Raw genomic sequence first — 20391 nt, 5'->3', positions numbered from 1 at the left:
TGCTCTGCGGCCGGGTGGCGTACGTACGATCATCGGATCGTGTGCCGTAGTGAAGGAGCCGCCCGTGTTCACCACCCGACCCACGCTCCAGGGCACCTTCGGGATGGTGTCCTCCACGCACTGGCTGGCCTCGCAGTCGGCGATGGCGGTCCTGGAGGACGGCGGCAACGCATACGACGCCGCCGTCGCCGCGGGCTTCGTCCTGCACGTCGTCGAACCGCACCTCAACGGGCCCGGCGGTGAGGTGCCGATCATCATCGCCCCGGCCGACGGCGAGGTGCGGGTGCTGTGCGGACAGGGCGTCGCGCCCGCCGGAGCCACCGTCGCGCACTACAAGGGGCTCGGGCTCGAACTGGTCCCCGGCACCGGACCCCTCGCCGCCGCCGTGCCCGGCGCCTTCGACGCCTGGATGCTCCTCCTCCGCGACCACGGCACCAAGCCGCTCGCCGACGTCCTGAAGTACGCCATCGGGTACGCCGAGGACGGGCACGCGCCCGTGGAGAACATCGGCGCGACCGTCGAGACCGTACGGGAACTGTTCGAGACGGAGTGGACCTCGTCGGCGGACGTGTACCTGCCCGGCGGACAGCCGCCCCGGCCCGGCGAGCTGTTCCGCAATCCCGCCCTGGCCGCCACCTGGAAGCGACTGCTCGCCGAGGTCGCCGGTGCGGGGGACCGCATCGCCCAGATCGAGGCGGCACGGGAGGTGTGGCGCACCGGCTTCATCGCCGAGGCGCTCGTACGGCAGTCCGCGCGGCCCACCCTCGACACCAGCGGCGAGCACCACACCGGCACCCTGACCGCCGCCGACCTCGCCTCCTGGTCCGCGTCCTACGAGGCCCCGGCGACGTACGACTGGCAGGGCTGGACCCTCTGCAAGGCCGGCCCCTGGAGCCAGGGCCCCGCCTTCCTCCAGCAGCTCGCGCTCCTCCCGCCCGAGCTGCCCGCGTACGGGTCCGCCGACTACGTCCACCTGCTGATCGAGGGCTGCAAGCTCGCCATGGCGGACCGGGAGGCCTGGTACGGGGACGCGTCAGGCGGAGCCGACGTGCCGCTCGACGAGCTGCTGTCCGACGCGTACAACGCCGCCCGGCGGACCCTCGTCGACGGCAAGGCCTCGTACGAGCTGCGGCCCGGCAGCCCCGGCGGACGCAGTCCGCAGCTGTGCGCACGCGCGCGCGTGGTGGCCACGGACGAGCCCGGGGTCAGCGCTCCGGGGGCCGGGGAGCCGACGGTTGGAGTCGAGGTCCGGGCTGGGGCCGAGGGCGGGGCTGGGGGCGCGATCGGTGGGCTGTCGGGTGAGCCCGATGTCGCCGCCGACGGCCGTACCCGGGGCGACACCTGCCATCTCGACGTCGTCGACCGCTGGGGCAACATGGTCGCGGCCACGCCCAGCGGCGGCTGGCTCCAGTCCAACCCGGTCGTGCCCGAGCTGGGCTTCCCGCTCGGCACCCGGCTCCAGATGGCCTGGCTGGAGGAGGGCCTGCCGAACTCCCTCACCCCGGGACGTCGGCCCCGGACCACCCTCACGCCCTCGGTCGCGCTGCGCGACGGGGTGCCCGTGCTGGCGTTCGGTACGCCCGGCGGGGACCAGCAGGACCAGTGGCAGCTGCACTTCTTCCTCACGGTCGCCCTGCGCCCGAGGGTGCGCGGCGGCCTGGACCTCCAGGGCGCGATCGACGCCCCGAACTGGCACAACGACAGCTTCCCGAGTTCCTTCTACCCGCGCGGGGCGCGCCCCGGGAGCGTCACAGTGGAGGCCCGGATGCCGGGCGAGGTGGTCGAGGAGCTGCGTCGGCGGGGGCACGACGTGACGATCGGCGGCGGCTGGTCCGAGGGCCGGCTGTGCGCGGTCGCCCGGGACCCGGAGACGGGTGTCCTGTCAGCGGCGGCCAATCCCCGGGGGATGCAGGGGTACGCCGTGGGGCGCTGATGTCCGAATCCGGGTGTTCAGGGCGATTCCATCCCATGTCCACCGGCCGGGCAGGGATTGTCAGTGGCGCATGCTCTCATGGAGGCATGATCGGAGACACCGAAACCATCGAAGAGTTTCTCGCACGGCACGCGTCCGACGTCGAGGAAGCGGTCCGCCAGGCGGCGGCCACGGAGATCATGCCGCGCTTCCGTCAACTCGCCGCCCACGAGGTCGACCAGAAGAGCGGCCCGCACGACCTGGTGACGGACGCCGACCGCAGGGCCGAGCTGTATCTCACCGAGGTGCTGCCCAAGCTGCTGCCCGGGTCCGTCGTGGTCGGCGAGGAGGCGGTGCACGCCGACCCCGCCTCGTACGAGGCGATACAGGGCGACGCGCCGGTCTGGATCGTCGACCCCGTGGACGGCACCCGCCAGTTCGTGCACGGCGACCCCGGCTTCTGCACGCTCGTCGCGCTCGCCCACCGGGGCGTCGTCCGTGCGTCCTGGACGTTCGCCCCGGCCCGCGGCCAGCTCGCCACGGCGATCCGTGGCCAGGGCGCTTTCCTCGACGGCACACGCCTGCTAGCGGGCTCGCCCGAGCCCGGCCGCGACCTCCGGGTGGCCACCTCCCACCCGGACTACACGACGGACGAGCAGAAGCGCGCGCTGCTGGGTCTGTGGACGGACGGTGTGCAGCCGCGCGCGTGCGGCTCGGCGGGCCTGGAGTATCTGGCCATCGCCCGGGGCGAGTTGGACGCCACGGCGTTCTCCTGGGAGGCCGCCTGGGACCACGCCGCGGGCATCCTCCTCGTCGAGGAGGTGGGCGGCGCCCATCTGACCCGCGCGGGCGAACCGTTCCGCATAACCGGCGGCAACGTCCTGCCGTTCACCGCGGCGCGGGACGCGGCCACGGCTGGCCGGGTGGTGGAACTACTGTCGGGCGGAGCCTGATCTGCGGGCGGGCCGAGCTGAACCGCAGGGTGACGACCTCGAACTCGGCCACGGTGCCGACCACCGGCCAGTCCCCCGGGTCGAAGGGCAGCCACGCGATGTCCACGAAGGCGTCGACCGGCAGGTTGACGTCGACGAACAGACCCGTCCGGCCCGGCCCCCACGGCAGCGCGCAGACCATGCCCGTGAGCAGGGAGCCCTCCGGCAGCGGGCCGGTGGTGTAGTGGCTGAGGTGCCGGTGCCGCAGGGCCGTGGACCACGCCCGCTCGAACTCCGAATCGGTCACGTCCGCCGCCTCCGGCGGCACCTCCACGGCGCCCTCGGTGAACGCCCCGTACACGGTCTGGTAGAGCTGGACGCCCAGGCGCCCGAACCGCTCGCGCACCAGCGCCAGTTGGGCCTGGGCGGCGGCCATCGAGGCACCGCCCGAGGTGGTGCCGTCGGCGTTCTGCAGGGGCTCGCAGGAGCGCGGGATCTCCAGCCTCGCCTCGAACACCGCCTGCCGCAGCACCCAGCCGTCGTCCTCGACCTCGAACCAGTACCAGGCGGTGTCGTCGGCGTCCTCGCCGGGCGATTGGATGCGGAAACGGCGCGTCATCCGGCCGAGGTTACCCGCGCCGGGCAGTGTCGGTGTCCCGGCATATCCTGATCTCAAGTGGCCGTCGGCTGACGAAGGAGTCCGAAGGTGCCGTCGATGCTCGATGCGGTCGTGGTGGGGGCGGGGCCCAACGGGCTGACGGCCGCCGTGGAGCTGGCCCGGCGCGGCTTCTCCGTGGCCGTCTTCGAGGCACGCGGCACCGTCGGCGGCGGCGCCCGCACCGAGGAGCTGACCCTGCCCGGCTTCCGGCACGACCCGTGCTCGGCGGCGCACCCGCTCGGCGTCAACTCCCCGGCGTTCAGGGCGATGCCGCTGGCCAGGTACGGACTGGAGTGGCTGCACGCCGACCTGCCCATGGCCCACCCCTTCCCGGACGGCACGGCGGCGGTGCTGTCCCGTTCCGTGGCCGAGACGGCTGCCTCCTTCGGGCCGCGTGACGCGGGCGCGTACCGCAGGCTGGTCGAGCCGTTCCTCAGCAGGTGGGACACCCTGGCCCACGACTTCATGTCCCTGCCCCTGACCTCCCTGCCCCGCGACCCGGTCACCCTCGCCCGCTTCGGCCTGGCCGGGCTGCCGCCCTCGACCTGGCTGATGCGCCGCTTCCGTGACGAGCGGGCGAAAGCCCTGTTCGCAGGCCTCGTCGGCCATGTCATGGCCCCCCTCAACGGGGTCGCCACCGGCGCCGTGGGCCTGGTCTTCGCCCTCGCGGCACACGCCCGTGGCTGGCCGGTCGCCCGGGGCGGCTCCCAGTCGATCTCCGACGCGCTCACCGCGTATCTGACCGACCTCGGCGGCACCGTCCACACCGACTACGAGGTCAAGCGGCTGGACGACCTTCCACCCGCACGTGCGTACGTCTTCGACACCTCACCCACCGCACTGGCCCGGATCGCGGGCTTCGGCGGCTACTACGAGGGCTATCGCTACGGCGCCGGCGTCTTCAAGGTCGACTACGCGCTGGACGGCCCCGTGCCCTGGACGGCGAAGGAGGCCCGCACGGCGACCACCGTCCAGGTCGGCGCGAGCAGCGCCGAGATCGACACCGCCCTGCGCGCCGCCTCCCGCGAGAACCGGGCACCCGACACCCCCTTCCTGATCACCGTGCAGCCGAGCGTCGCCGACCCCTCCCGGGCACCCGAGGGCAAGCAGGTCTTCTGGGCCTACGGCCATGTCCCGAACGGCTGGACGGGCGACCTCACCGACGCCATCGAACGCCAGCTGGAGCGCTTCGCCCCCGGCTTCCGCGACCGCGTCCTCGCCCGCGCCACCGCTGGCCCGCCCGAACTCGCGGCCCGCAACGCCAACTACGTCGGCGGCGACATCGGCTCCGGCGCGGCCAGCGGCCTCCAGCTGATGCTGCGCCCCAGGCTCTCCCTCTTCCCGTACGCCACCCCGCACCCGGCCGTCTTCATCTGCTCGTCGGCCACCCCGCCGGGCCCGGGCGTGCACGGCATGTCGGGACACAACGCGGCGAAGGCCGTCTGGAGAAGGCTGAGACGGTCATGACCGCCATCACGCTCGCCAAGGGCGACATCACCCGACAGAGTGCCGACGCGATCGTCAACGCGGCGAACTCGTCACTCCTGGGCGGGGGAGGAGTCGACGGAGCGATCCACCGCAGAGGCGGCCCCGAGATCCTCGCCGCCTGCCGAGCCCTGCGCGCCTCGCAGTACGGCAAGGGCCTGGCCACCGGCAAGGCCGTCGCCACGACCGCCGGCGAACTGGACGCACGCTGGGTGATCCACACGGTAGGACCTGTGTTCGGCGGTGCGTCGGAGGACCGCTCGGACCAACTGGCCTCCTGCTACCGGGAGTCGCTGCGCGTCGCCGACGAACTGGGCGCCCGGACGGTCGCGTTCCCCGCCATCTCCACGGGCGTCTACCGCTGGCCGATGGAGGACGCGGCCCGTATCGCGGTGGCGGCGGTACGGGAGGCGGAGACCGCCGTGGAGGAGGTGCGGTTCGTGCTGTTCGACGAGCGGGCCTACGAGGCGTTCGCGGCGCAACTCCGGTGAGGGAAAAGAGGTTTCCTGTCTCTTCCCCTGACTTCAGACGCCCGTGAGGTCCCGGGAGACGTCCATCAGGCGTTGCGTGGTCGACTTGTCGAGGCCGATCGGCAGGCGCTGCTCGAAGTCCCCGGGCTTCGGCCAGTACATCGCCGAGGGCCAGTCCTCGCGCAGACAGGCCTCGACGACGTTGTGGGCGCTCTTCTCGACGGAGTCGAAGAACAACGGGCCCACGACCTTGGCCATCGCCCGCATGTACCACGGTGACATCCGCAGGATGTCGGTCTTCGCGGCGCCGGCGTTCACCACCCCGGCGCGCAGCCCCGGTTCGGCACGCGTGAGGTGGGCGGCGTAGTGGTGGTTGGCGAGTTGGACCGCCTCCCTGTCGTGCCGGAAGTTGAACTGTTCGAACGCGGGGAACCTCTCGAACTCCGCGGGTGTGGACGGCGGGATGCTCGCCGTCATCATGACGACGCGGGCGTGTTCGGCGCGGTGCAGCGCCGGCAGCAGGAGTTGCGTGAGGTGGTAGCGGCTCAGGTAGTTGACCGAGAAGAACGGGTGGAGTCCGTCCGCCGTGCGCAGTTCCTTGAAGGTGAGGACGCCGGTCGAGTGCAGGATCGCGTCGAAACGGTCGTGCTCGGCCAGGACCCGCCGGGCCGCGTCCCGGACACCGTCGTGCGTCGACAGCTCGACGGAGTGGAACGACGCTCGGTCGGCCGCGTCGCCGAAGGACGCGAGCGCCTCCTCGCCCTTGCGCCGGTCGCGGCCGAGGAGGACGACACGGTGACCACGGGCGAGAAACTCCCGCGCCGCACGGAGCCCGATTCCGCTGTTGCCGCCGCTGACGAGGATGGTGCGCATGGGGTTCCCTTGCTGGCTGAGGTGCTGAAGTGGCTGGGATTGTGCGTGGGGCGTCAGCGCTTCAGCGCCGCCGCGACCGTGTCGGCGATCGGTGTCGTCCGGCGCCCGATCAACCGCGACAACTCCCCACTCGTACCGGCGAGTTCGCCCGTGGCGAAGGACGCGTCCGCGCCCGCGAGGATCGACGCGTACAGCTCGGGCATCCCCGCGCCGACCAGCAGATCGGTGTACGCCTCGGCGGTGACCGGCGTGTAGACGATCTCCCTGCCGGTCTGCCGGCCCAACTCGGCCGCGAACTCGGGGAAGTTCCAGGCGGTGTCCCCGCCCAGCTCGTACGTCCGGTTCTCGTGGCCCTCGCCGGTGAGCACCGCGACGGCACCGGCCGCGTAGTCGGCGCGGGTGGCGGAGGCGATACGGCCGTCACCGGCGGCGCGCACCAGGACGCCCTGTTCCACCACCGTCTCCAGCCCGTCGACGAAGATCTCGCTGTACCAGTTGTTGCGCAGCAGGACGTACGGCAGACCGGACTCGACCAGCACCTTCTCCGTCCGGCGATGGGCTTCGGAGAGCGGGCTCTCGTGACCGCCGGCCGCGCTCGTGTACGCGAGCAGCGCGACCCCGGCGGACCCGGCGGCGTCGATCACGACCCGGTGCTGGGCCATGCGGTCCGCGGTCATCTCGCTGCTGGATATCAGCAGCACCCGGTCACCCTCGGTGAAGAGGTCCTCGAAGGTCCCGGGAGCGTTGTAGTCGGCGATCGCGGTCCGCACCCCGAGGGCCTCGAACCGGGCGCCCTTCTCAGCGCTGCGGACCACAGCGGTGATCCCGTCGGCGGGGACCTTCTCCAGCAGGCCCTCGACGACCAGCCGGCCGAGATTCCCGTTGGCTCCGGTGACGACAATGCTCATGGTGCGGACAACTCCTCGTGATCGGCTCTGTCGCCAACCCTAGGAGCTGCGGTCACTCTGCGTGAGTACGTACTTTGAAGTACGGTACTGACATGGCTGTTAGCACCACAGCGGGCGGCACGACGGCGGTCGGCCCCAAGGTCCTGTGCCCGCAGCGACTGACCATGGAGCACGTCACCAGCCGCTGGGGCGTCCTCGTGCTCATCCGCCTCCTGGAGAGCCCGCACCGCTTCGCCGAACTGCGCCGCGCCATCGGCTCCAGCGAGTCCGTCGGCCCGGTGACCGAGAAGATGCTCGCGCAGACCCTGCAGAACCTGGAGCGCGACGGCATGGTGAACCGGGACGTCAAGCCGGTGATCCCGCCCCACGTCGACTACTCCCTCACGGAGTTGGGCCGTGAGGCCGCCGAACAGGTCCGCGCCCTGGCGCTCTGGACCAACGAGCGGCTGAGCCAGGTCGAGCGGGCGCGGGAGAGCTACGACGCGGCGAAGGGCCGCACCTGAGCGGTCCCCGGTGAGTTATCCGGCGGCGTCCGTCTCGGCGTCGGGGTCGCTGAGGCCCAGCCGCAGATGCTCCACGTGGTAGACCGCCTGGTCGAGAAGCTCGGCGACATGGTGGTCGTGCAGCGCGTACACCACTGAGCGGCCCCGGCGCTCGCCGACGACCAGGCCCAGATTGCGCAGCAGCCGCAGCTGGTGCGAGCACGCGGACTGCTCCATGCCCACCTCGGCCGCCAACTCGGTCGCCGGGAGCGGACCTTCGCGCAGTCGAGCCAGGATCAGCAGGCGGGAGGGCGTAGACAGGGCCTGGAGCGTGGTCGCCACCTTCGCGACATTGTCCGCGTCGAGGCGTACGCGCTCGGCGTCCTGCGCGGTGACGACGGCTCCATGACCCATGGCCGTATCCTACTCATCGCACATGAACGAATGAATGAGTGTTCATGTGTTCCTGTATGGTGCTTCCCGTGTCTGCCACCCTTGCCTCGCCCCCACCCTCGTCCTCACCCCACGCCCCGGGCGTCCCCTCGTCCACCGCGCCAACCGCACCCCGCCGCCGCACCCGGGTCCTCGCGCTCCCCGAGGCCCGCTGGGCCACGGCGGCCACGGCCCTGTTCCTGCTCGCGCTGCCCCTGCAACTGGCCGACGCGCCTGCCTGGACCTGGGGCGCGCTCTACGCGCTGGCGTACGCCACCGGCGGCTGGGAGCCCGGCCGGGAAGGCCTGAAGGCGCTACGGGGACGGACCCTCGACGTCGACCTGCTGATGATCGTCGCCGCCCTCGGCGCCGCGGCGATCGGCCAGGTGATGGACGGCGCCCTGCTGATCGTCATCTTCGCGACCTCCGGTGCCCTGGAGGCCCTGGCCACCGCCCGCACCGCCGACTCGGTACGCGGTCTCCTCGACCTGGCCCCCGCCACGGCGACTCGACTGCACCCCAACGGCCATGAACTGGTTGTCCCAGTCGACGAGTTGACCGTCGGCGACACCATCCTCGTACGCCCCGGAGAACGAGTCGGGGCCGACGGCCGCGTGCTGGACGGTGCGAGCGAGGTCGACCAGGCGACGATCACCGGCGAACCGCTGCCCGCTGCGAAGGGGCCGGGCGACGAGGTCTTCGCGGGCACCCTCAACGGCACCGGCGCCCTGCGCGTACGGGTCGAGCGCGACGCGTCCGACTCGGTGATCGCCCGGATCGTACGCCTGGTCGAGGAAGCGTCCGAGACCAAGGCTCCCACCCAGCTGTTCATCGAGAAGGTCGAGCAGCGCTACTCGCTGGGCATGGTCGCCGCGACCCTCGCCGTGTTCGCCGTACCGCTGGCCTTCGGCACGGACCTCACCGACGCCCTGCTGCGCGCCATGACCTTCATGATCGTGGCCTCGCCCTGTGCGGTCGTGCTCGCCACCATGCCGCCGCTGCTCTCGGCGATCGCCAACGCCGGGCGACACGGCGTCCTGGTCAAGTCGGCGGTGGTGATGGAACGTCTCGGACAGGTCGACGCCGTCGCCCTCGACAAGACCGGCACCCTCACCGAGGGCACGCCGAGGCTGACGGACGTACGGCCGCTGCCCGGATCGGACCTGGACGAGGACGGCCTGCTCGCGCTCGCGGCGGCTGCCGAGCACCCGAGCGAACACCCGCTGGCCCGGGCCGTGGTGGAGGCGGCGCGGGAGCAGGGGCTCGTGCTGTCCGTGGCGGAGGACTTCGACTCGACGCCGGGAGTGGGCGTGACGGCCGCCGTGGACGGGCGTGTGGTCGCGGTGGGGGCGGCGGGGCGGTTGCTTGACGGTGTGGGGGCGCCGGACGGTGCCGGGGTGTCGGACGGTTCGGCAACTCGGCTGATGGTGAAGGAGGTTGAGGCGTCCGGTCGTACGGCCGTCCTCGTCGTCGCCGACAACCTGCCGGTCGGAGTCCTTGGTCTCGCCGACCGGCTCCGTCCCGGTGCCGCCGCCACCGTCACCTCGCTCACCGAACTCACCGGTACCGCACCCGTGTTGCTGACCGGCGACAACCCGCGTGCCGCCGCTCGACTGGCCGCCGAGGTCGGGATCGAGGACGTACGGGCCGGGCTGCTTCCCCAGCAGAAGCTGGGCGCAGTACGGGAGTTGGAGGCGGCCGGACGCAGGGTCATGGTCGTCGGGGACGGTGTCAACGACGCGCCGGCACTGGCCGCCGCCCACATCGGCGTGGCCATGGGGCGGGCGGGTTCCGACCTCGCGCTGGAGACGGCGGACGCGGTGATCGTGCGGGACGAACTCACCACCGTGCCCGCCGTGATCGTCCTCTCGCGGCGGGCCGGACGTCTGGTCGTGCAGAATCTGGTGATCGCCGGGGCGTTCATCGCGGGCCTCGTCGCCTGGGACCTGATCGGCACGTTGCCGCTTCCGCTCGGCGTCGCGGGTCACGAGGGCTCGACCGTCCTGGTCGGTCTCAACGGGATGCGGCTGCTGCGGGAGGCGGCGTGGCAGGATGCGGTGAGTGGGTGAGTGGGCGAACCGGTGAGTGGGTCGACCAGTGAGCCAGTGAGCCAGTGAGCCAGTGAGTGAGCGAGTGGATCAGCCAGTAAGCCACTGAGCCACTGAGCCATGGGCTGACAGACGGAGAGTGATCCGGAACGCCCCTGGACACGCCACCTTGATGTCGGATTTCCGCCAGCCCCGCCCCGGCCCATCGCCGATGCTGGACGTATGCGGAACGCGATGCACACCGACACCGAGCACTGCGTACGTGCCGTCCGGTCGAAGGACGCGCGGTTCGACGGCTGGTTCTTCACGGCGGTCCTGACCACCCGGATCTACTGCCGCCCCAGCTGCCCGGTCGTCCCGCCCAAGCCCGAGAACATGACCTTCTACCCGAGCGCGGCGGCCTGTCAGCAGGCGGGCTTCCGGGCCTGCAAGCGGTGCCGCCCGGACACCAGCCCCGGCTCACCGGAGTGGAACCAGCGGGCCGACCTCGTGGCCCGCGCGATGCGGCTGATCGGCGACGGCATCGTGGACCGCGAGGGCGTTCCGGGCCTGGCCGCCCGCCTCGGCTACAGCACCCGCCAGATCGAGCGGCAACTCCTCGCCGAACTGGGCGCCGGCCCGCTGGCCCTCGCCCGCGCCCAGCGCGCCCAGACCGCACGGCTCCTCGTCGAGACGACCGCGCTGCCCATGGCGGAGATCGCCTTCGCGGCGGGCTTCGCCTCGATCCGCACCTTCAACGACACCGTCCGTGAGGTCTTCGCCCTCTCCCCGAGCGAACTCCGCGCCCGCCTCCCGAGGACACGTGCACAGACGGGCGGTGGGGGTACGACCGTCAGCGCACCGGCTGGCACACCGGGCGCGCTCAACCTCCGCCTCCCCTTCCGTGCCCCGCTCAACCCCGACAACCTCTTCGGCCACCTGGCCGCGACCGCCGTACCCGGTGTGGAGGAGTGGCGCGACGGCGCCTACCGCCGGACCCTGCGCCTCCCGTACGGACACGGCATCGCCGCCCTCACCCCGAAGCCCGACCACATCGCGTGCCGCCTCACTCTCAGCGACCTGCGCGACCTGCCCGTCGCCATCAGCCGCTGCCGCCGGATGCTCGACCTGGACGCCGATCCGGTCGCGGTCGACGAGCAACTGCGTACGGATCCGGTGCTGGCGCCACTCGTCGCGAAGGCCCCGGGGCGACGCGTCCCGCGTACGGTCGACGAGGCGGAGTTCGCCGTACGGGCGGTGCTCGGCCAGCAGGTCTCCACGACCGCCGCCCGTACCCACGCAGCCCGTCTCGTCACGGCGTACGGCGACCCGGTCGACGATCCGGAGGGTGGCCTCACGCACCTCTTCCCGACCCCGCGGGCCCTGGCCGCCCTCGACCCCGAGTCCCTGGCCATGCCCCGTACCCGACGGGCCACCTTCACGACACTCGTCGCCCAACTCGCCGACGGAACACTCCACTTGGGCGTCGAGAGCGACTGGCCGGAAGCTCGGGCCAGGCTCCTCGCCCTCCCCGGCTTCGGCCCCTGGACGGTCGACGTCATCGCGATGCGTGCCCTCGGTGACCCTGACGCGTTCCTCCCCACGGACCTCGGAATCCGGCGCGCGGCACAGGAGTTGGGCCTGCCGTCGACGCCGGCCGCGCTGACGGCACGGGCAGCGGCCTGGCGGCCGTGGCGGGCGTACGCGGTCCAGTACCTGTGGGCGACGGACGGTCACCCGATCAACTTCCTGCCGGTGTAACGACGTTGAGGAACAACGAGGAATCCCCATGAACACGAAGCAGCACACGGTCATCGACAGCCCGTACGGCGCCCTCACCCTCGTCGCCGACGACGGAGTCCTCTGCGGTCTCTACATGGTCGACCAGCGTCACCGCCCGCCCGAGGAGAACTTCGGCGCCCGCGACGACACGCCCTTCGGGGAGACGGTCGACCAACTGAAGGCCTACTTCGAGGGCGAGTTGAAGGAGTTCACGCTGCGACTCCGGCTGTCGGGAACGGAGTTCCAGCGCAGCGTGTGGGAGCAGCTGTGCCGTATCCCGTACGGCGAGACCCGCTCGTACGGCCAACTCGCGGACGCCCTCGGCAATCCGAAGGCCTCCCGTGCCGTGGGGCTCGCCAACGGCAAGAACCCGGTCGGCATCATCGTGCCCTGCCATCGGGTGGTCGGCGCGGACGGCGGTCTCACCGGGTACGGGGGCGGGCTGGAGCGCAAGCAGCGGCTGCTGGACTTCGAACGGGGGTCCGCGCTCTTCTGACAACTCCGTTCTGTCAATGGGGAGTTCTTCCGATCCGGAAGGCGGTGGGACGTCCGTACATTCCAGCTGAACGAAGCACCTTCGATCAGGGCAAGCAGAACAAAACGGAGGAAATTATGGCTGGATCGCTGGACGCCGAGATCAAGTTGGTCTACCCGGTCGACGACGGCACCTTCTTCACCGTCGACAGCATCCCGAGCGGCACTCCTTTCGACGTCATCGCCAATGTGGAGATCGGTGACGCGACCAACCAGAACGTCGACGCGCACGACCTGTGGGTGTCGGTGCGCAACCTCAGCAAGTCGACGACTCTCGCCGGCCAGCGCTTCAGCGAAAAGCTGGCGGCGGAGAAGAACCGCAAGCGCCGGCTGGAGCTCAGGGTGGACTTCGACGACCCGTGGACCGCGGACGACGGTGACATCCTGGAAGTCGTGGCCTCATACCGGGTGATCGCGGGTGCCAACAGCATCGTCTCGGTGGCGCGCAGCCTGCCGTTCGTTGTCTCTTCCGAGGTCTTCTGATCCCGCCGAGCGGTTCCGGCATCCGTGAGGTGCCGGAGCCGTCGTCGGCGGGGACCGCGGTCCAGGCCCGTCAACCGCAGGAGTACGGGCCTGCCGCAACGGGGACACGGGGGTCGGCAGGGCGTCGACGTTCCGCCGCGGCCGAGTGGTGCCGGACCCGGTCCGCCCGTCCAACGACAGCGGTCCGGTGGGGCGACCGGTACCGGACAGGGCGCGCCGCTGCCGGGACGTCGACACCCTGCCGCGTCCTCGTGGCCATCGACGTGACAGGGGTGACCGGCGCTCGCACGCCGGCCCGATCGCGGCACCGGCCCGCGCGCCCGCCGTCCCCACGCAACCGGAGGCCGAACCCCCGGGAACGGCCGGGACCGCACGACCGGTCGCAACGGCATTCTGTCGGGCATGACGGACCTGGAAGCGCGTGTGTACCGCCGCATGCTCGACCTCGCGGTGGCTCTGCTGGACAGCACCGACCCCGACTGGTCGCTCGCCACGACGGAACTCAACGAGGTCCTGCACGGCGGGCTCTGCCTGTTTCTCGACGACGTCCGCTTCATGCAGCGGGCCGGGCACGTCAGGGCGTGGGCGCCCGCCGACCCCCGGTTCGAGAGCCTCTCCTGGGACATGCTCCTGCACGCCAACATGGGCGCCCACCCGATCGCCGCGCACTACGCCACCTGCGCCGAGCGGATACCGGTCAGCATCGAGGATGTGGCGGGCCCGGGGCACTGGAAACGCACCCCCACCTACCGCACCATGCGCACCCTGTTCGACGTGAACGACCAGATCGCCCTGCCGCTGCGTGCCCCCGCCGGCCAGATCCGGTCCTTCCTGCTCTGCCGGCCCACGGGTGAACGCGTGACGGAGCAGGACCGGCTCTACGCCCGCCGGATCCAGCCCCTGCTGATACGGATCGACAGCCACCTCAGGGAACTGCAGCGCCTGCGCGCGGGATCGTCGGCGCCGGACACCCCTCAGCCGGAGCAACGGGCCGTCGAACACGGCATCACACCCCGGGAGTTGACGGTCCTGTCCCTGCTGGCGCAAGGTCTCACGGCCGCCGCGGTCGCCCGTCGGCTGTCGATCTCCGTGCACACCGTCAACACCCACCTGGAGCGCGTCTACCGCAAACTCGGCACCACCAACCGCCTCACCACCGTGCTGGTCGCCCGCGACCTGGGGCTGGTCCCCACGGCGGACTAGGAGCCGTCCTCGACGACGAGCGTCCGCAGCAACTCGGGCAGCGCGGTCCCGATCGGTTCCCGGATCACCTCGTCGGCCCGGTCGTCGTACGGGGTCGGCTCGGCGTTGACGATGACGAGCCGGGCGCCGTGGTCGGCGGCGACACCGGCGAGCCCGGCGGCGGGCTGGACCTGGAGGCTCGTCCCGACGGCGATGAACACCTGGCAGGCCTTGGTGATGGCGAGGGCGTCCCCGAGGACGACCGGGTCGAGCCGCTGACCGAACATGACGGTCGCCGACTTCAGGATCCCGCCGCAGGTGAGACAGGCGGGGTCGTCCTCACCGGCGTCGACCCGGGCGAGGGCGTCCTCCATCGGCCCGCGCGCATGACACCCGGTGCACACGAACTCCCGCGCGGTGCCGTGCAGTTCGAGCACCTTGCGGGCCGGCAACCCGGCGAGCTGGTGCAGCCCGTCCACGTTCTGCGTGATCACCCGCACCGGCACCCCGGCCCGCTCCAGCTCGGCCACGGCCAGATGCGCGGCGTTGGGCTCGGCCTGAAGGGTCCGGTTCTGGCGCCGCATCCGCCAGGAACGGCGCCGGATCTCGGGATCGCCCATGTAGTACTCGTACGTCACGAGCTTCTCGGCCTCGGGATCACGCCGCCACAGGCCGTTGGGGCCGCGATAGTCGGGGATGCCGGAGTCGGTCGAGATTCCGGCGCCGCTCAGGACGGCGACGAGGGGCTTGGTCATGGTGCCGAGGGTAGGTCGCGGGGTTCGGGGGCGGCGACCGGTTAACGGCCCGGTGCCCGTCAGACCACCCGGTCCCCGTTCTCCAGCTCCACCGTTCCCGTGCCCTCCGCCAGCACGTCGAGGGCGTGCAGTACCCGCCGTCCCAGGGAACCCAGGAGGTACTCGCCGAGATCCTCGCGGGCCACCAGCCGCCAGGACAGCAACTCCTCCTCCTGCAGTCTGATCGACTTGAGGGACTCCTCGTCGAGGACGCCACCGTCGTACAGATATGCGACCAGCGGCATGTGACCCGCGATGTGGACCCAGTCGACGGCCAGCAGCCGGCCCAGTTCCCGGTCGAGGCCGATCTCCTCCTGGGTCTCCCGGCGCGCGCCCTGCCGTGGAGTCTCCCCGTCGTCCGACTCGATGGTGCCGCCCGGAAGGGCCCAGCCCTCACGGTAGTTGGGCTCGACGAGCAGGATCCGTCCGTCGGCGTCACGGAAGAGCGCGGCGGCTCCGGCGAGGACGCGGGGCAGGCCGGCGATGTATGTGGCGAAGTCTTGAATGGTCATCCCGGAAGCGTAACCAGGGGAGATGACGGACAGCCGCCCATCGGCGTCCCGTCACACCTGCGGGTGTCTCAACCGCACGGTCCGCGTCGCCAGTTCGCTGATCCGCACTCCGTCGAAACCGAACACAGCGCTGCGTACGGTGTCCTCCAGCGGGTCCTTCCACCGGCTCGGGATCGCCTGCGCGCCGCACAGCACACCGGCCACCGAGCCCGCGGTCGCGCCGTTCGAGTCGGTGTCCAGGCCGCCCCGGACGGTCAGGGTGATCGTGCGGGTGAAGTCGCCGTCGCCGTACAGGAGCCCGGCGGTGAGGACGCCGACGTTCGGGACCGTGTGGATCCAGCCGAGCCCGGCGGTCTCCGCGGAGACCGTGGTGAGGGTGTCCTCCCAGGTCATCCGGGTCTCGTGCAGCGCCATGACCCGGCGTACCGTGCGGGCCAGGCGGCTGCTCGCCGGGATCACCGTCAGCGCCGTGTCCAGCGCGTGCCGCACGGTGGGTGCCGTGAACGCCGCCGAGATCAGGGCCGCCGCGAACATCGCCCCGTACACGCCGTTGCCCGTGTGGGAGAGGACGGCGTCCCTGCGGGCCAGGTAGGCGGCGCGGTGCGGGGCGTCGGGACAGGTCCAGCCGTAGATGTCGGCGCGGATCAGGGCGCCGATCCACTCCTGGTACGGGTTGTCGTGCGTGGCCGTCAGCGGTGGCTTGAGACCGGCGGCGAGGTTGCGGTAGGCGGCGCGTTCCGCCGTGAAGGTCTGGAGGAACGGCAGCCGCAGCAGCCACAGGTCGCCGACCTGCTCGGTGCTGAAGTCGAAACCGTGCGTCTCCAGCAGGTCCAGGCCGAGGATCGCGTAGTCGACGTCGTCGTCGCGGCAGCTGCCGTGGATCCGGCCGCGTACGCACTCACGCCACTCGGGGCGCAGTTCGAAGCCGTCGTTCTCGGCTCCGGGCGGCGGCTCGGGCAGATAGTCGGTGAGGGGGAGGGCGTCGGTCCGTCGCAAGTAGCGGTCGATGCGGTCGCGCGTCCAGTAGTCGCCCCGCTCGACCGGCTTGCCGAGCATGTTGCCCGCGATCCGGCCCAGCCAGCCCCCGAGAACACGGTCCGCGAGGTCGGGCTCGGTGCCTGCATGGGTCATGGCTCCGGTCTACCACCATGTGCGGCCGTCGGCTGTGCCCTGACTGTGGGCGGTCAAGAAGGCATGACGGGGTGCGCCTCCTGCGGTTAAGGTCGCAGCGGCGCGACTGCCCTGACGTTGACGGGGCCGGAAAGCAAGGGATGTGCAGGGTGGCGGACGCTTCGGGTACGGCGGGTACGGCGAAGGTGACGGGTGTGCGGGCGGCTCGGGTGCTGATCGCCGCCGACAAGTTCAAGGGGTCGCTGACGGCCGTACAGGTCGCCGAGCGGGTGACCGCCGGGCTGCGCAAGGCCGCCCCCCATGTCGAGGTCGAGTCGCTGCCCGTGGCCGACGGCGGCGACGGGACCGTGGACGCCGCGGTCGCCGCCGGATTCGAACGGCGTGAGGTACGGGTCGCGGGGCCGCTCGGGCACGAGGTGAGCGCCGCGTTCGCGCTGCGCGACGGCACCGCGGTGGTGGAGATGGCGGAGGCGAGCGGGCTGCAACGGCTGCCCGCGGGCGTGTTCGCGCCGCTCACGGCATCGACGTACGGCTCCGGAGAACTGCTGCGGGCCGCGCTGGACGCGGGTGCGCGCACGATCGTGTTCGGGGTCGGCGGCAGCGCCACCACCGACGGCGGCGCGGGCATGCTGTCCGCGCTCGGCGCCCGCTTCCTGGACGCCGACGGCGAGCCGCTGCCGCCCGGGGGCGGCGGCCTTGAGGGCCTCGCCACGGCCGACCTCTCGGACCTCGACCCCCGCCTCGCGGACGTCGACTTCGTGCTGGCCAGCGACGTGGACAACCCGCTGACCGGGCCGAAGGGCGCGCCCGCGGTGTACGGCCCGCAGAAGGGCGCCTCCCCGGACGACGTGGCCGCCCTGGACGCGGCCCTCGCCCACTACGCGAAGATCCTGGAGGCGGCGATCGGCCCGAAGGCCGCCGAGTACGCCGCCGCGCCGGGAGCGGGCGCCGCCGGCGGCATCGGCTACGGCGCCCTGGTCCTCGGCGCCCGCTTCCGGCCCGGCATCGAGGTCATGCTCGACGTCCTCGGCTTCGCGCCCGCCCTGGACCGCGCCACCCTCGTCATCACCGGCGAGGGCTCCCTCGACGAACAGACCCTGCACGGCAAGGCCCCCGCCGGGGTCGCCGCGGCGGCCCGCGCGGAGGGCCGCGAGGTCGTCGCGGTCTGCGGCCGCCTCGCCCTGCGCCCCGAGGCCCTGGGCCGGGCCGGCATCCGCCGCGCCTACCCCCTGACGGACGTCGAGCCGGACCTCGCCAAGTGCATCGCCGACGCCGGACCGATCCTGGAACGGGTCGCGGAGAACATCGGGCGGGACTTCCTGGTCTGAGGGCAGGTGAGCAGGTGAGCAGGTGAGCCGGAGGGCGGGCCGGCGGGCCGGAGAGAGGGAGGGGCCGGAGGGCTGAGGCTCGGAGGCCGGCGACCGCGTCCCGCACTCCCGCCGCGCCGCGTCCCCTCATCCGCTCCCGGCGAGCCGCGTGGCCTCCTCCGGCACCCCCGCCGGCCCCGACAACCGATACGCGTCCAGCGCCAGCGTCATCTCGATCAGGTCGCGCGGCCTGGCCAGGGACCTGGACGTCAGTTGTTCCAGCCGTCGTAATCGGTTGAAGACCGTGTTGCGGTGGCAGTACAGGCGTCCGGCCGCCCGCCCCGCCGACCCCTCGCAGGCCAGCCACACGTCGAGGGTCTCCAGGAGCACCTCCCGGTCGGCGGGCTCCAGTCCGACCAGGGCGCCGAAGACGGACGCCACCAGCCGGTTCGCGAGTTCCGGCTGGCTCACCACCAGGGCCGTCGGCATGCGCTGATCAAGGCGTACGACCTCACTCGCGTCCGGCGGGCAGGTGCGCAACGCCAGTTCGGCCAGCCGCCGGGCCCGCCCCAGCTCCGCCAGTCCCGGTACGACGGGACTGATCCCGCCCGCTCCCGAGCACCGCCCGCTCAGCGCCCGCGCCACCGCGTCGAGCCCCTGGTCGGGTCCCAGCAGCACCACGCCCACCTCCTGGTCGGCCCGCATCCGCCACACGAACCGGTACCCGGCGCCCCGCAACGGCCGGTGGAAGGCCTCCCTCGGGTCCCGCCGGTCCGCCCGCAGCACCACCACGGCGTACGCGCCCCGCTCCGGCAGATCGAGCCCCGCCGCCGCACGCGCGGCCAGCCCCGGCGACTCCTGGCCGTCGAGCAGCGCGTCGAGCAACGCCTGCAACTGCTCGTCCGTACGCCGCCGCAGCTCCATCTCGGTCGCCCGGTACGCCTCCGACGCCACCGCCGCCTGCGCGTCGATCGCCGACCACACCAGGGTCGCCGACCGCATCAGCACGGCGAGCCGCTCCGTCTCCTGACCGCCCGCGCCCTCCAGCAGCGCGTCCCAGACCAGATAGCCCGCACTCCGGTACGCGTGCACCAACAGCTCCAGCGGCAGGCCTTGTTGGGCGCGGCGCCGGCCCGCGTCCTCCGCGTACTCCAGGTCGAGGCGCGGTGAGCCCCGGGGCGCGGAGATCGTCCCGATGCCGATCCGCATCGCCTCCTCCGACTCCCGCCACTGCTGGTCGTACGGGAGGACCTGGCCGTAGACGGGGGAGTGCTCCGTCAGTTGCCGCAGATGCTCGTCGACCAGCTCCGGCACCCGTTCCAGCAGCGCCGCGCAGGACTCCGCGAGCACCTTCCAGTCATGACCGGTACGCCTTCTGCGGGGGCCCATGAGCGGAGGATGCCACCCGCCGCGCCCCTGCGGCAGGCCTCTGACACGCAGTGTTGTGCTCGCGCACAACGGGTGGTGGCGTCCGCTGGTCACCGGCCACGTTTCGGCGGAGTTTCGCCCGCGACCCGTGGACGGACGCCCGTCCCGGTGCTGGGGTGAGCGCCACACCGGACGTGTGTGCGGGAGGGGGCGGACGCCATGGGCGGTGGAACGAGGGGATCTCCGGGGAGTTCAGGAAGGGGATCTCCGGGCGGCGCCGATCTCGTCGTACGGGATCTGTCGGTCGGGTACGGGCCCGTGCGCGCCCTGCGTCAGGTGTCGCTGGAGGTCCCCGAGGCGGCCGTCGTGACCGTGCTGGGCGGCAACGGCGCGGGCAAGTCCACGCTGCTGCGCGCCATCAGCCGCACCCTCTCCTTCCAGGGCGGTGCGACGACCGGCGGCACCGTCACGCTCGGCGGACGCCGGATCGACGGGCTCGCCCCCGACCGCGTGGTGGCCGCCGGGGTGTCCCAAGTCCCCGAAGGGCGCCGGGTGTTCGCCCGGATGACCGTCGCCGACAATCTGCGCGCCGGAGCCCTCGGCGCACGCGGCGGACGCGCGGACCGGGCCGCCGCCCTGCGCCGCGTCCACGAACTGTTCCCCGTCCTCGCCGACCGCGCCCAGCAGCGCGCCGGACTGCTGTCGGGCGGCGAGCAGCAGATGCTCGCCGTCGCGCGTGCTCTCATGGCGACCCCCAAGGTGCTGCTCCTCGACGAACCGTCACTGGGCCTCGCCCCGCTGATGGCCGCGCGCATCGCCGACACCGTGCGCGAGATCAACGCCCAGGGCACCTCCGTCCTGCTCGTCGAACAGAACGCCGCCCTGGCCCTGCGGCTGGCCACCCAGGCATACGTCCTGGAGGTCGGCGAGGTCACCCTCTCCGGCCCCTGCGCCGAACTCGCCGCCTCCGACGAGGTACGGCGCCGCTATCTGGGCGTGGTGGACGAGGACGCGGCGGCGGATGCGGCCGGGGCGATGGATGCGACGCATGCGACGGGTGGATCGGCCGCACCCGGGTTGACCCCGTCCATGTCGAGGTTGACCAGATGGGAGGGTTGA

Annotated in this window: 20 protein-coding genes; 12 read left to right on the top strand and 8 right to left on the bottom strand. The window is 72.1% G+C overall.

All coding sequences use genetic code 11. The annotated features are described in order from the left end of the window. Positions 1 to 64: 64 nt before the first annotated feature. Complete coding sequence (locus ACFYXF_RS39350; protein WP_389356793.1) at positions 65 to 1933, top strand: gamma-glutamyltransferase family protein; 1869 nt, start codon at positions 65 to 67, stop codon at positions 1931 to 1933. An 86-nt stretch (positions 1934 to 2019) separates the two neighbouring features. Further along, entirely contained in the window at positions 2020 to 2865 is an 846-nt protein-coding gene (locus ACFYXF_RS39345) for an inositol monophosphatase family protein (protein WP_389356792.1), read from the top strand. Here ACFYXF_RS39345 and ACFYXF_RS39340 read toward each other — a convergent pair. After that, positions 2801 to 3463, bottom strand: coding sequence for a hypothetical protein (locus ACFYXF_RS39340; protein ID WP_389356791.1), 663 nt, complete (start codon positions 3461 to 3463; stop codon positions 2801 to 2803). The two genes, ACFYXF_RS39345 and ACFYXF_RS39340, sit on opposite strands and share 65 nt — an antisense overlap. A gap of 96 nt (positions 3464 to 3559) precedes the next feature. On the opposite strand from ACFYXF_RS39340, the gene ACFYXF_RS39335 reads away from it, so the two are divergent. Both ACFYXF_RS39335 and ACFYXF_RS39330 read left to right on the top strand, forming a co-directional pair. Beyond that, complete coding sequence (locus ACFYXF_RS39335; RefSeq protein WP_389356790.1) at positions 3560 to 4969, top strand: phytoene desaturase family protein; 1410 nt, start codon at positions 3560 to 3562, stop codon at positions 4967 to 4969. Then, positions 4966 to 5478 (top strand): O-acetyl-ADP-ribose deacetylase, encoded by a 513-nt coding sequence (locus tag ACFYXF_RS39330; protein ID WP_389356789.1) that lies wholly within the window; start codon positions 4966 to 4968, stop codon positions 5476 to 5478. The genes ACFYXF_RS39335 and ACFYXF_RS39330 overlap by 4 nt, the downstream gene beginning before the upstream one ends. Positions 5479 to 5511: 33 nt before the next feature. On the opposite strand, the gene ACFYXF_RS39325 is transcribed toward ACFYXF_RS39330, so the two are convergent. Continuing rightward, a complete protein-coding gene (locus tag ACFYXF_RS39325; protein WP_389356788.1) occupies positions 5512 to 6330 on the bottom strand; it encodes an SDR family NAD(P)-dependent oxidoreductase in 819 nt (272 codons plus the stop codon). Positions 6331 to 6383: 53 nt separating this feature from the next. Continuing rightward, positions 6384 to 7238, bottom strand: coding sequence for an SDR family oxidoreductase (locus ACFYXF_RS39320; protein ID WP_389356787.1), 855 nt, complete (start codon positions 7236 to 7238; stop codon positions 6384 to 6386). A 92-nt stretch (positions 7239 to 7330) separates the two neighbouring features. Between ACFYXF_RS39320 and ACFYXF_RS39315 the strand changes: the two genes are divergently transcribed. Next, positions 7331 to 7741, top strand: a complete 411-nt coding sequence (locus ACFYXF_RS39315) for a winged helix-turn-helix transcriptional regulator (RefSeq protein WP_389356786.1) — start codon at positions 7331 to 7333, stop codon at positions 7739 to 7741. Positions 7742 to 7756: 15 nt separating this feature from the next. Here the strand turns inward: ACFYXF_RS39315 and ACFYXF_RS39310 are convergent, their stop codons facing one another. Beyond that, positions 7757 to 8134 carry an ArsR/SmtB family transcription factor gene (locus ACFYXF_RS39310; RefSeq protein ID WP_389356785.1) on the bottom strand — a complete coding sequence of 126 codons (378 nt, stop codon included), beginning with the start codon at positions 8132 to 8134 and terminating at the stop codon, positions 7757 to 7759. A 56-nt stretch (positions 8135 to 8190) separates the two neighbouring features. On the opposite strand from ACFYXF_RS39310, the gene ACFYXF_RS39305 reads away from it, so the two are divergent. From ACFYXF_RS39305 to ACFYXF_RS39285, 5 genes are all read left to right on the top strand, one after another. Beyond that, positions 8191 to 10221 (top strand): heavy metal translocating P-type ATPase, encoded by a 2031-nt coding sequence (locus ACFYXF_RS39305; RefSeq protein WP_389356784.1) that lies wholly within the window; start codon positions 8191 to 8193, stop codon positions 10219 to 10221. A 201-nt stretch (positions 10222 to 10422) separates the two neighbouring features. Further along, entirely contained in the window at positions 10423 to 11940 is a 1518-nt protein-coding gene (locus tag ACFYXF_RS39300; protein ID WP_389356783.1) for an AlkA N-terminal domain-containing protein, read from the top strand. Positions 11941 to 11968: 28 nt separating this feature from the next. Further along, positions 11969 to 12457 (top strand): methylated-DNA--[protein]-cysteine S-methyltransferase, encoded by a 489-nt coding sequence (locus ACFYXF_RS39295; protein WP_389356782.1) that lies wholly within the window; start codon positions 11969 to 11971, stop codon positions 12455 to 12457. A 116-nt stretch (positions 12458 to 12573) separates the two neighbouring features. After that, the gene (locus ACFYXF_RS39290; protein ID WP_389356781.1) at positions 12574 to 12978 is read left to right on the top strand and encodes a hypothetical protein; all 405 of its coding nucleotides are present in this window, start codon (positions 12574 to 12576) and stop codon (positions 12976 to 12978) included. 402 nt (positions 12979 to 13380) lie between these two features. Continuing rightward, on the top strand, positions 13381 to 14181 hold the full coding sequence (locus tag ACFYXF_RS39285) for a response regulator transcription factor (protein ID WP_389356780.1): 801 nt from the start codon (positions 13381 to 13383) through the stop codon (positions 14179 to 14181). On the opposite strand, the gene ACFYXF_RS39280 is transcribed toward ACFYXF_RS39285, so the two are convergent. The 3 genes from ACFYXF_RS39280 to ACFYXF_RS39270 are packed head-to-tail and all read right to left on the bottom strand — an operon-like array spanning position 14178 to position 16597. Continuing rightward, positions 14178 to 14915: an NAD-dependent deacetylase gene (locus ACFYXF_RS39280; RefSeq protein ID WP_389356779.1), complete on the bottom strand. Its 738-nt coding sequence runs from the start codon at positions 14913 to 14915 to the stop codon at positions 14178 to 14180. The two genes, ACFYXF_RS39285 and ACFYXF_RS39280, sit on opposite strands and share 4 nt — an antisense overlap. A gap of 59 nt (positions 14916 to 14974) precedes the next feature. Then, entirely contained in the window at positions 14975 to 15466 is a 492-nt protein-coding gene (locus ACFYXF_RS39275; RefSeq protein ID WP_389356778.1) for an NUDIX domain-containing protein, read from the bottom strand. Positions 15467 to 15517: 51 nt separating this feature from the next. Then, a complete protein-coding gene (locus ACFYXF_RS39270) occupies positions 15518 to 16597 on the bottom strand; it encodes an ADP-ribosylglycohydrolase family protein (protein ID WP_389356777.1) in 1080 nt (359 codons plus the stop codon). Positions 16598 to 16806: 209 nt separating this feature from the next. On the opposite strand from ACFYXF_RS39270, the gene ACFYXF_RS39265 reads away from it, so the two are divergent. Then, entirely contained in the window at positions 16807 to 17925 is a 1119-nt protein-coding gene (locus ACFYXF_RS39265; protein WP_389357016.1) for a glycerate kinase, read from the top strand. A 126-nt stretch (positions 17926 to 18051) separates the two neighbouring features. Here ACFYXF_RS39265 and ACFYXF_RS39260 read toward each other — a convergent pair whose 3' ends face one another. After that, the gene (locus ACFYXF_RS39260; protein WP_389356776.1) at positions 18052 to 19293 is read right to left on the bottom strand and encodes a PucR family transcriptional regulator; all 1242 of its coding nucleotides are present in this window, start codon (positions 19291 to 19293) and stop codon (positions 18052 to 18054) included. Between the two features lie 198 nt (positions 19294 to 19491). Here ACFYXF_RS39260 and ACFYXF_RS39255 point away from each other — a divergent pair, with 198 nt between their 5' ends. Continuing rightward, positions 19492 to 20391 (top strand): ABC transporter ATP-binding protein, encoded by a 900-nt coding sequence (locus ACFYXF_RS39255; RefSeq protein ID WP_389356775.1) that lies wholly within the window; start codon positions 19492 to 19494, stop codon positions 20389 to 20391.

The organism is Streptomyces sp. NPDC002680, from assembly GCF_042889145.1.
Classification (GTDB): Bacteria; Actinomycetota; Actinomycetes; order Streptomycetales; family Streptomycetaceae; genus Streptomyces; species Streptomyces adonidis.
This window is presented reverse-complemented; position numbering and strand designations above follow the sequence as displayed.

Coding starts and splice junctions, on each gene's coding strand:
- ACFYXF_RS39345 (WP_389356792.1), top strand. CDS start 2,020: ATGATCGGAGACACCGAAACCATCGAAGAGTTTCTCGCACGGCACGCG.
- ACFYXF_RS39340 (WP_389356791.1), bottom strand. CDS start 3,463: ATGACGCGCCGTTTCCGCATCCAATCGCCCGGCGAGGACGCCGACGAC.
- ACFYXF_RS39335 (WP_389356790.1), top strand. CDS start 3,560: ATGCTCGATGCGGTCGTGGTGGGGGCGGGGCCCAACGGGCTGACGGCC.
- ACFYXF_RS39330 (WP_389356789.1), top strand. CDS start 4,966: ATGACCGCCATCACGCTCGCCAAGGGCGACATCACCCGACAGAGTGCC.
- ACFYXF_RS39325 (WP_389356788.1), bottom strand. CDS start 6,330: ATGCGCACCATCCTCGTCAGCGGCGGCAACAGCGGAATCGGGCTCCGT.
- ACFYXF_RS39320 (WP_389356787.1), bottom strand. CDS start 7,238: ATGAGCATTGTCGTCACCGGAGCCAACGGGAATCTCGGCCGGCTGGTC.
- ACFYXF_RS39315 (WP_389356786.1), top strand. CDS start 7,331: ATGGCTGTTAGCACCACAGCGGGCGGCACGACGGCGGTCGGCCCCAAG.
- ACFYXF_RS39310 (WP_389356785.1), bottom strand. CDS start 8,134: ATGGGTCATGGAGCCGTCGTCACCGCGCAGGACGCCGAGCGCGTACGC.
- ACFYXF_RS39305 (WP_389356784.1), top strand. CDS start 8,191: ATGGTGCTTCCCGTGTCTGCCACCCTTGCCTCGCCCCCACCCTCGTCC.
- ACFYXF_RS39300 (WP_389356783.1), top strand. CDS start 10,423: ATGCGGAACGCGATGCACACCGACACCGAGCACTGCGTACGTGCCGTC.
- ACFYXF_RS39295 (WP_389356782.1), top strand. CDS start 11,969: ATGAACACGAAGCAGCACACGGTCATCGACAGCCCGTACGGCGCCCTC.
- ACFYXF_RS39290 (WP_389356781.1), top strand. CDS start 12,574: ATGGCTGGATCGCTGGACGCCGAGATCAAGTTGGTCTACCCGGTCGAC.
- ACFYXF_RS39285 (WP_389356780.1), top strand. CDS start 13,381: ATGACGGACCTGGAAGCGCGTGTGTACCGCCGCATGCTCGACCTCGCG.
- ACFYXF_RS39280 (WP_389356779.1), bottom strand. CDS start 14,915: ATGACCAAGCCCCTCGTCGCCGTCCTGAGCGGCGCCGGAATCTCGACC.
- ACFYXF_RS39275 (WP_389356778.1), bottom strand. CDS start 15,466: ATGACCATTCAAGACTTCGCCACATACATCGCCGGCCTGCCCCGCGTC.
- ACFYXF_RS39270 (WP_389356777.1), bottom strand. CDS start 16,597: ATGACCCATGCAGGCACCGAGCCCGACCTCGCGGACCGTGTTCTCGGG.
- ACFYXF_RS39260 (WP_389356776.1), bottom strand. CDS start 19,293: ATGGGCCCCCGCAGAAGGCGTACCGGTCATGACTGGAAGGTGCTCGCG.
- ACFYXF_RS39255 (WP_389356775.1), top strand. CDS start 19,492: ATGGGCGGTGGAACGAGGGGATCTCCGGGGAGTTCAGGAAGGGGATCT.